At 40.4% G+C, this 7238-nt stretch carries 7 protein-coding genes; 4 read left to right on the top strand and 3 right to left on the bottom strand.

Annotated elements, in window-relative coordinates:
- Nucleotides 1-1252: RNA-guided endonuclease InsQ/TnpB family protein (locus ACKTT2_RS07780; protein ID WP_407885387.1), on the bottom strand; the 1252-nt coding region annotated here is incomplete at its 3' end.
- A gap of 82 nt (nucleotides 1253-1334) precedes the next feature.
- Here ACKTT2_RS07780 and tnpA point away from each other — a divergent pair.
- The 4 genes from tnpA (at nucleotide 1335) to ACKTT2_RS07760 (ending at nucleotide 5898) form a co-directional block, all read left to right on the top strand.
- A complete protein-coding gene (gene tnpA / locus ACKTT2_RS07775; protein ID WP_407885386.1) occupies nucleotides 1335-1745 on the top strand; it encodes an IS200/IS605 family transposase in 411 nt (136 codons plus the stop codon).
- A 430-nt stretch (nucleotides 1746-2175) separates the two neighbouring features.
- Complete coding sequence (locus ACKTT2_RS07770; RefSeq protein WP_407885385.1) at nucleotides 2176-2337, top strand: hypothetical protein; 162 nt, start codon at nucleotides 2176-2178, stop codon at nucleotides 2335-2337.
- Between the two features lie 96 nt (nucleotides 2338-2433).
- The gene (locus ACKTT2_RS07765) at nucleotides 2434-3006 is read left to right on the top strand and encodes an RNA 2'-phosphotransferase (RefSeq protein ID WP_407885384.1); all 573 of its coding nucleotides are present in this window, start codon (nucleotides 2434-2436) and stop codon (nucleotides 3004-3006) included.
- 309 nt (nucleotides 3007-3315) lie between these two features.
- On the top strand, nucleotides 3316-5898 hold the full coding sequence (locus ACKTT2_RS07760; RefSeq protein ID WP_407885383.1) for a two-partner secretion domain-containing protein: 2583 nt from the start codon (nucleotides 3316-3318) through the stop codon (nucleotides 5896-5898).
- Between the two features lie 270 nt (nucleotides 5899-6168).
- On the opposite strand, the gene ACKTT2_RS07755 is transcribed toward ACKTT2_RS07760, so the two are convergent.
- Nucleotides 6169-6336 (bottom strand): hypothetical protein, encoded by a 168-nt coding sequence (locus ACKTT2_RS07755; protein WP_407885382.1) that lies wholly within the window; start codon nucleotides 6334-6336, stop codon nucleotides 6169-6171.
- 215 nt (nucleotides 6337-6551) lie between these two features.
- Nucleotides 6552-6779: a hypothetical protein gene (locus ACKTT2_RS07750; RefSeq protein ID WP_407885381.1), complete on the bottom strand. Its 228-nt coding sequence runs from the start codon at nucleotides 6777-6779 to the stop codon at nucleotides 6552-6554.
- Nucleotides 6780-7238 lie beyond the last annotated feature (459 nt).

The following is a 7238-nucleotide window of genomic DNA, read 5'->3' as shown; positions in this document are numbered from 1 at the left end:
CCAATCCAACTCGTTTTATGTTGACTGCCGCGTTGATATCACGGTTTATAATGCCAACATTACACGCTCTACAATCGTCAATTCTATCTGATAACTCTTTCGGTACATAGGCATCACAATTGCAACAAATTTGGCTCGTATAGTTTGGTTTTACCTTGATAACCTGTCCCCCAGCTTTTTCGGCTATGTAAGACAAAATATCAACAAACTGTCCGAACCCTGCATCTAAAAAACTTTTGTTTAACCCGCTTTTTTGAGCTTGATGATTTGGTAAGAATTTACCGTTTTCATCTTGTTTGGGCTTGTTTCGTAAGGTAAGATTCTTTAAGTCTAAGTCTTCCACAAAAAAGACCTTTTTACCCGTTCTGGTCAATCTATGACTTGTTATGAAGTGGTGGTCTTTACGGGAACGAGCAATTTTCTGATGTAGTCTAGCTTCCTTTTTGGCCAATTTACGTTGACGCGCAGAGCCTTTTTTTCTAACAGACTTCTTCTGAGATATTTTTGCTAACTTATCTTGATTTTCGCGAAATGCTTTTACTGAGGGTAACAATTCACCTTCAGAAGTAGCAATAAAAGTTTCACCCTCTAATACCGCATCTAACCCGATAGAATTCTCAACAATCGGGAGAATTTCTATTGATGGTACATCGGGTACTCTTCTATCTTCTAATAATAAAGTGATATACCAACCATCGGCTTTTTTGGAAACAATACAAGTTTTGACCTTAAACCCTTCAGGTAGAGGACGATGGAGGATTATTTCTACTTCACCTATCTTTGGAAGTTTAATAAAGTTACCTTTAATCCAACTATCCAAAGCTTGAGGGTAAGTAAATGATTTGAAACTTGATTCTGATTTGAATCTGGGTTTACCGCTACGCTTTCCGTTTTTATCTCCTTTTATGTAACGGTCAAAAGCGTTATGGACACGTTTAACAGTATCCTGTAAAACTTGAGAGTAAACACTACTGAGGTTTAGTAATTCTCCAGACCACTCAACTAAAATTAAGTCTTCTTTAAGAAAAGGTAATAAGTCTTGATGAGTATTGTATTTAGGATTAACTTTCAGTTCTGGGAGAGGACAAGAGATGATTGAACAGCTACCTACTGGACAACGATTGTTTTCCCACCAGTCTGATTTATCTCCCAGCATCCTGTTATAAAGATATTGGCATAATCTCCTAACATGATTTAGCCTCTGCTTTTGTTCAGTGTTAGGCTTAATACGGTACTGGTAGCTTACTTTCATCCCTGCCTCACCTCCTTTGTTGACTATCAGTGTTATTCTTAACTATAATTTAGAGTACCGAAAATTTGAATGAGTGTCAAGAATGACAGAAAAATATTTGTCTCGTGCCAGAGGGCTTTCAGACCTAAAAGCGCATTTAGTGTTAGTGACCAAGTATAGACGAAAAGCTTTTACAGATGAAATGCTGGTAAGATTAGCAGATATTCTCAAAGAATTACTTTCGAAGTGGGACTGTGAAGTGATAGAGTTTAATGGTGAAAGTGACCACATTCATCTACTATTTAGATATACTCCTCAAACAGATTTACCAAAATTTATCAACAATTTGAAATCAGTTACGAGCCGATATCTAAGAAAAGAATTCGCAAATCATATTAATCAATTTTATTGGAAAGATGTATTTTGGAGCGGTTCTTACTTCATTGCTTCATGTGGTGGAGTAACAGTCGAAACGTTGAAGAAATATGTTGAATCTCAATCGCGACCTGACTAACAAATACTCATATGTCCTCCAACTTTGTCTGACTGCGCCAAACATTAGTTGGAGGACTATTCGTAAATGTTGCCGTTATTCAACGAGCGCACTGATTCCTAAGAGGAATACAGTGCGGGACTTCTAACGGAAAGAGTTAAATTGTAGACTCACTGCGAGAAGCAAAGCATTCAACTAAACAAATCCGTAGTACAAACTACTGCTCCTCATTTGTCTCTATCTAAAGACGTAATTTGTAAATGCTACTGTTGAATGAGAAAAAACTTTTCTCCCTACTGCATACTGGAATTAGTTAACACAGGGTGCCAGTTCTTTTAATACAGGGTGCGTCGATCTTTCACCACAGGGTGTATTCGCATCAAGAAATCAAATATGTATACCTTGTCTTTCACATTGATACCCTTTGACTCATGCTCTGTAAGTCGTACAGATGCATGAGTTAATTTTTGTTGTAGCAGTTTTAAGAGAACGCTTAAAAAGTTTTGGGCAATTAGTCGATCTTCCTTGGGATTTAAAGATTAATAATTCTGAGTTTCAGGATGAGACTTGTATTGTTCGAGCTGTCAAAGAATTTTTACAACATAGGGGGTAGGGTGGGCAATGCCACACAAAAGTTTTAGTGGTGGGCATTGCCCACCCTACTTAAAATTTTTATGAAAGATTTAGAATTGCTTTAATAAAGTAAACTATGGATAATTCACGGCTAGTTAAAATCAGTAAATATCTTAGCAGACACCTCCGACATCAACCCGATCGCATTGGAATTGAACTTTCTCCTGGTGGCTGGGTTGCAGTCAAAGATCTTTTAGCAGCTTGTAGAAGAAACCGATTTCCGATCGGTCGTGACGAACTCGATGAAGTTGTTGCAAACAACGATAAACAACGCTTTTCCTTTGATGAAACAGGTACGTTAATTCGCGCAAACCAAGGACACAGTGTAGATATTGATTTGCATCTTCGATCTGCTGTTCCTCCAGACGTGCTTTATCACGGTACCGGACACAAAGCTGTGGAGCTAATACTGCAAACTGGGTTGTGTAAAATGTCTCGCCATCACGTACATTTATCAAAGGATATTGCCACAGCAAAAATTGTCGGCGCAAGACACGGTAAACCTGTTGTATTTGCGGTAGATGCAGCTGCAATGCACCAAGCAGGTTACACCTTTTATTGTTCGGACAATGGAGTATGGTTGGTAGATAGTGTACCACCTCAGTATTTGCGAATGGATTTAGCGCAAACGAATACCGATTTCCTTTAGGCAATAAAAGTTTTTTTATCCGGAATTTATCAGTCTTTTTACGTATATTAGACTGATAACCGATACAAAATTAATTTTATGTTTAGTATAAAAAAGCTTGTCAAAGCGATCGCTTTCCCCAAGTCCGATGCCCTCCTAATAAGGCTACTCACGCGCATTAGGTATCGCCCTTGGTACATTGACAAACAAGTAGTATGAAGTTTTGTAAATAAAATACTAAGTTGTGCGTAGAACTTTTGACTGAGGATGAAAAGTCAGTTGTAGTTAATTTTGATACTTAATCTTCAAGAAATTTAATACTTAATAGTAATGTTTAAGATAAGTAATGGCTGGAGTTGGTTTTTAGGTTTTGGAATTGCAATAGGTGCGTTCGGCGCAGCCGTGTCTTTGACACTCGTACTCTCGATCGATGATGTACTTGCTCAAATTAATCCAGATAACACTTTACCTAGTAATTCCAGCGTTACAGTTGATGGAAACACCAGTATAATTACTGGGGGAACACAAGCAGGAAGCAACTTATTCCATAGCTTTAAAGATTTTTCTGTCCCCACAGGGGGTACAGCGTTCTTCAATAATGCTCAAGATATTCAAAACATTTTTAGTCGGGTAACAGGTGGGTCAGTCTCGAACATTGATGGTTTGATTCGTGCTAATGGCACAGCTAACTTATTTCTGATTAATCCAAATGGAATTATTTTTGGTAGAGATGCTTCATTAAATATAGGTGGCTCGTTTTTAGCAACTACAGCGAACAGTCTAAAATTTGCAGATGGCTACCAATTCAGTGCGACTGCTCCTCAAACTACACCAATACTGGCAATTAGCGTTCCCATTGGATTGCAATATGGGTCAAATTCTAACAGTAGCATTCGTGTGAGCGGTAATGGCAACAATTTAGTCACTTTTACTTTTAAGACTAATGTTAATTCCGATCATCGCTTAGACCCCAGCAATCGCCCACCGGGACTGCACTACACGACCCAAACAGCAGAGAAAACCATAGCTCTAGTAGGATCGAATGTGGTGTTGGATGGGGGAAATATTACACTTCCACAAGGGAGAGTCGAAATTTGGTCGGTCAATAGCGGTGAAGTTTCTCTAGTTAATCGCGATGGGCAATTACAACTTCAACCAGGACAAGGAATTAACTACGCTGACATAGAACTTCGGAATGCTGCATCTATTGATACTAGTGGTAACAGTGCAGGTAGTATTCAACTGCGAGGTAAGAACATTAGCCTGAGCGATGGTTCAGTTATTGTTACAGACACTTTGGGTTCGGGCAAACCAGGAATGTTAAATGTCTTTGCTTCTGAATCCCTAAAAATACAAGGGATAGTCAATCGTCCAAATAATAAAGTCTACAGTGGCATACTTACTAATGTGGCATCAGGTGCAACGGGTAATGGCAGCAATATCACCATTGAAGCCAAAAGTTTGTTCTTGAGTGATAGGGGTCGCATACAAAGTGCAACGTTTGGGGATGGTTTTGCTGGCAATTTAAGCGTGAAAGCTAGAGATATTCAAATTAGTGGCAGTTCTTCGTTAGACGCTAGTGGCATATTTTCCTTAGTTTTTCCTGGAGCAACTGGCAATGGAGGTAATTTAAGTATTGAAACTGAAAGTTTGCAAGTTAGGGCAGGCGCTCAGATACAGTCTAGTACCCTTGGCTTTGGAACAAATCCCCCAGCTGCCACTCAACCTACCGCCACTCCCCCTCCCCCTACCACCACTCAACTTTTTGACAACCCATCACCACCAAATGCAACAACCTTACCCTTCGCAAATACATCTCCATCAAAAATAATAGTATTTTCAGCTTCTGGTAATAGCAAGGGTGGGAATGTGAATATTCAAACCCGAAATTTAGTTGTGGATGGTGGTCAAATAGCTTCTGTTACTACTGGTTCAGGAGATGCTGGTAATTTGCAAGTTGAAGCTGAGAATGTGGAATTGGCTGGCATTCGTGAAACAGGTCGTAGTGGATTATTTGCTAATGCTTACCAAGGCGATGGTGATGGAGGCAATATCACAGTCACTGCGGATCGGTTAATGATTCGTGATGGTGCTACCATTAACGTTAGCAACTTCCAAAGCCAAAACCAAGCTCCTCCAGGTACAGGGGCAGCAGGTAGTGTTTTAATTAATGCTCCTTTTCTGCTACTGAAAAACCAAGGCATAATAACTGCTGATACTAACAAAGGTGATTTTGGTAACATCACCATCCACTCGCAAAACTTGGTAATGCGTTCTGGAAGTACGATCGCTACCAATGCCCACAACAGTTCTAGTGGCGGAAACCTTACCATATCTACTAATACTTTAGTTGCGTTGGAAAATAGCGACATCACTGCCAATGCCCAAAAAGGTTTTGGTGGACGGGTAGTAGTGAATGCCCGAGGTATTTTTGGTATTCAGTTTAGCGAACAACTTACCTCAAAGAGTGACATTACCGCCTCTTCAGAACTGGGACTTCAATTTAATGGTACGGTAGAACTCAACATACCAGAAGCAGATCCTAGCCAAGGGCTAATTGCTCTGCCTGTAAACTTAGTTGATACTTCAGGTCAAATTGACACTACTTGTCTTTCCAACACCTCGGAACAAGCTAGTTCTTTTGTTATCACTGGTCATGGTGGTTTACCAGCTAGCCCCTACGAAATGTTGAGGTCTGATGCGGTGCAAGTTAACTGGATAACTCTCAATTCCAACAATGAGGATAACAAATCCCCTCTTGCGATCGGCAAACCCTATCCCATATCACCACAACAAATTGTTGAAGCTGCTGGGTGGATAATCAACGATAAGGGGGAAGTTATACTTACAGCGCTCCCTACTGCTGCGGCTCATGATTCATGGCACAAACCTGTAGATTGCAATCCTTCTTAAAGGATGTCGCCACACCAAGCTTTCGATACTCATCTTTGACGTAAATTCCTTCCACATATGCAACGGGACTGTGAGTGGCACCAGGAACGTAATCAGAGCGAAGAGAAAGAGCAGCCTTAAAAATTTGAATCGGCGAAGTGATGGTTCTCTTAACGCCCTTTGGGATGCAATGGCGCTTACGTTAGAGTGCATTTCAAAGTCAACGCCCTAAGTGATGTCGCCTTTTGCGTGATGCATGCTGTTGTCAGTTGGCACATCAAAACGAACTGATTAATCCCTTGTGCGTTGAGCGATGGCAAAGCTATCTACATTGCTCATCAAAGATTCTATATCTTGGTTTGTTTCTGTCAACAGTTCATCAAGTGAGCGATCGTTAACTTTAATATCTTCTAGTTGGCACATTTGTTGATTGAGGACAAAAAAGAGAGTTTTGGCCATTGAGGGCTTGCAAGAATTTTCCATGCAGGTCGAGATATTGGGACATTTGTAGGAGACTCCTACCATCTCCCGACAATTTAAACCCATTGGGCAGTACATAAAGTGAGAACTTTTACATAAGAAGTTCATTCTAATGGGAGACAAATTATTCTCGTTCTAGTTGCGGATATGCGGCTGTTCGAGCTGAGTGCTGGTATTAAGATACGCCCGAAGTCCTACGAGCAATCGTCCCAGGAAGCCAAAACCTCTTTCCACTCCTCATCCGTTTGGGGTGATTTTCCTTTGATAAGCCCTATAAACCGGGTTAACTTCTTTGCCTTTTGTGCGTCTTCACCAAAAACCTCTACCAAATCGCGCTCGAAATCGGGATTGTAGCCTTTAGCCACAAGAGCAGCATATTCGGTATCGGTCATGTTCAAGTCGTAGATAGGTTTGTCAGTCATAAAGCTAGTATTCGCGATCGAGACTAATACTTCTATTTTGGCTGACTAACACCGTAATGGAAAAACTATGATACCTACAGCTTCAATGAGAATACTATTTTTCTAATCCCTAAGACTGATATATCTATCTTAAGGACTAAGAGAAAGTAACATATGTTACTTCTCTATTTAGTTAACTGAGTCCTGCTTGGGCGTCGGGAAACATCTGGGCAGGACTCTTATTAGCATTTTGATGGGGAAACTGAGCTTTAGTACTGGCTGTTACCGCTCTTCTATAAATCTGGGGAGAGAATAAACGAGGCGACTGGAAGTCGCGGCTAAACAAACGCTCGTCCGCAAGGCAAGAACTAACCTAAAAATAGGGTTTCAAATTTAATAGTCGCGAAAGTAATAAAAGAGCGTTACATACTTATCGCTCTTTGACTGGCTTTCGGGACATAACCGTGACAAAGGAATAGA

It is taken from the genome of Scytonema hankhaensis NUACC26, from assembly GCF_045865695.1.
Lineage (GTDB): Bacteria > Cyanobacteriota > Cyanobacteriia > Cyanobacteriales > Nostocaceae > Scytonema.
This window is presented reverse-complemented; position numbering and strand designations above follow the sequence as displayed.

Bases quoted from the DNA above. Each gene is read 5' to 3' on its own strand.
- tnpA (WP_407885386.1), top strand. From the start codon at position 1,335: ATGACAGAAAAATATTTGTCTCGTGCCAGAGGGCTTTCAGACCTAAAA.
- ACKTT2_RS07770 (WP_407885385.1), top strand. From the start codon at position 2,176: ATGCATGAGTTAATTTTTGTTGTAGCAGTTTTAAGAGAACGCTTAAAA.
- ACKTT2_RS07755 (WP_407885382.1), bottom strand. From the start codon at position 6,336: ATGGCCAAAACTCTCTTTTTTGTCCTCAATCAACAAATGTGCCAACTA.
- ACKTT2_RS07765 (WP_407885384.1), top strand. From the start codon at position 2,434: ATGGATAATTCACGGCTAGTTAAAATCAGTAAATATCTTAGCAGACAC.
- ACKTT2_RS07760 (WP_407885383.1), top strand. From the start codon at position 3,316: ATGTTTAAGATAAGTAATGGCTGGAGTTGGTTTTTAGGTTTTGGAATT.
- ACKTT2_RS07750 (WP_407885381.1), bottom strand. From the start codon at position 6,779: ATGACTGACAAACCTATCTACGACTTGAACATGACCGATACCGAATAT.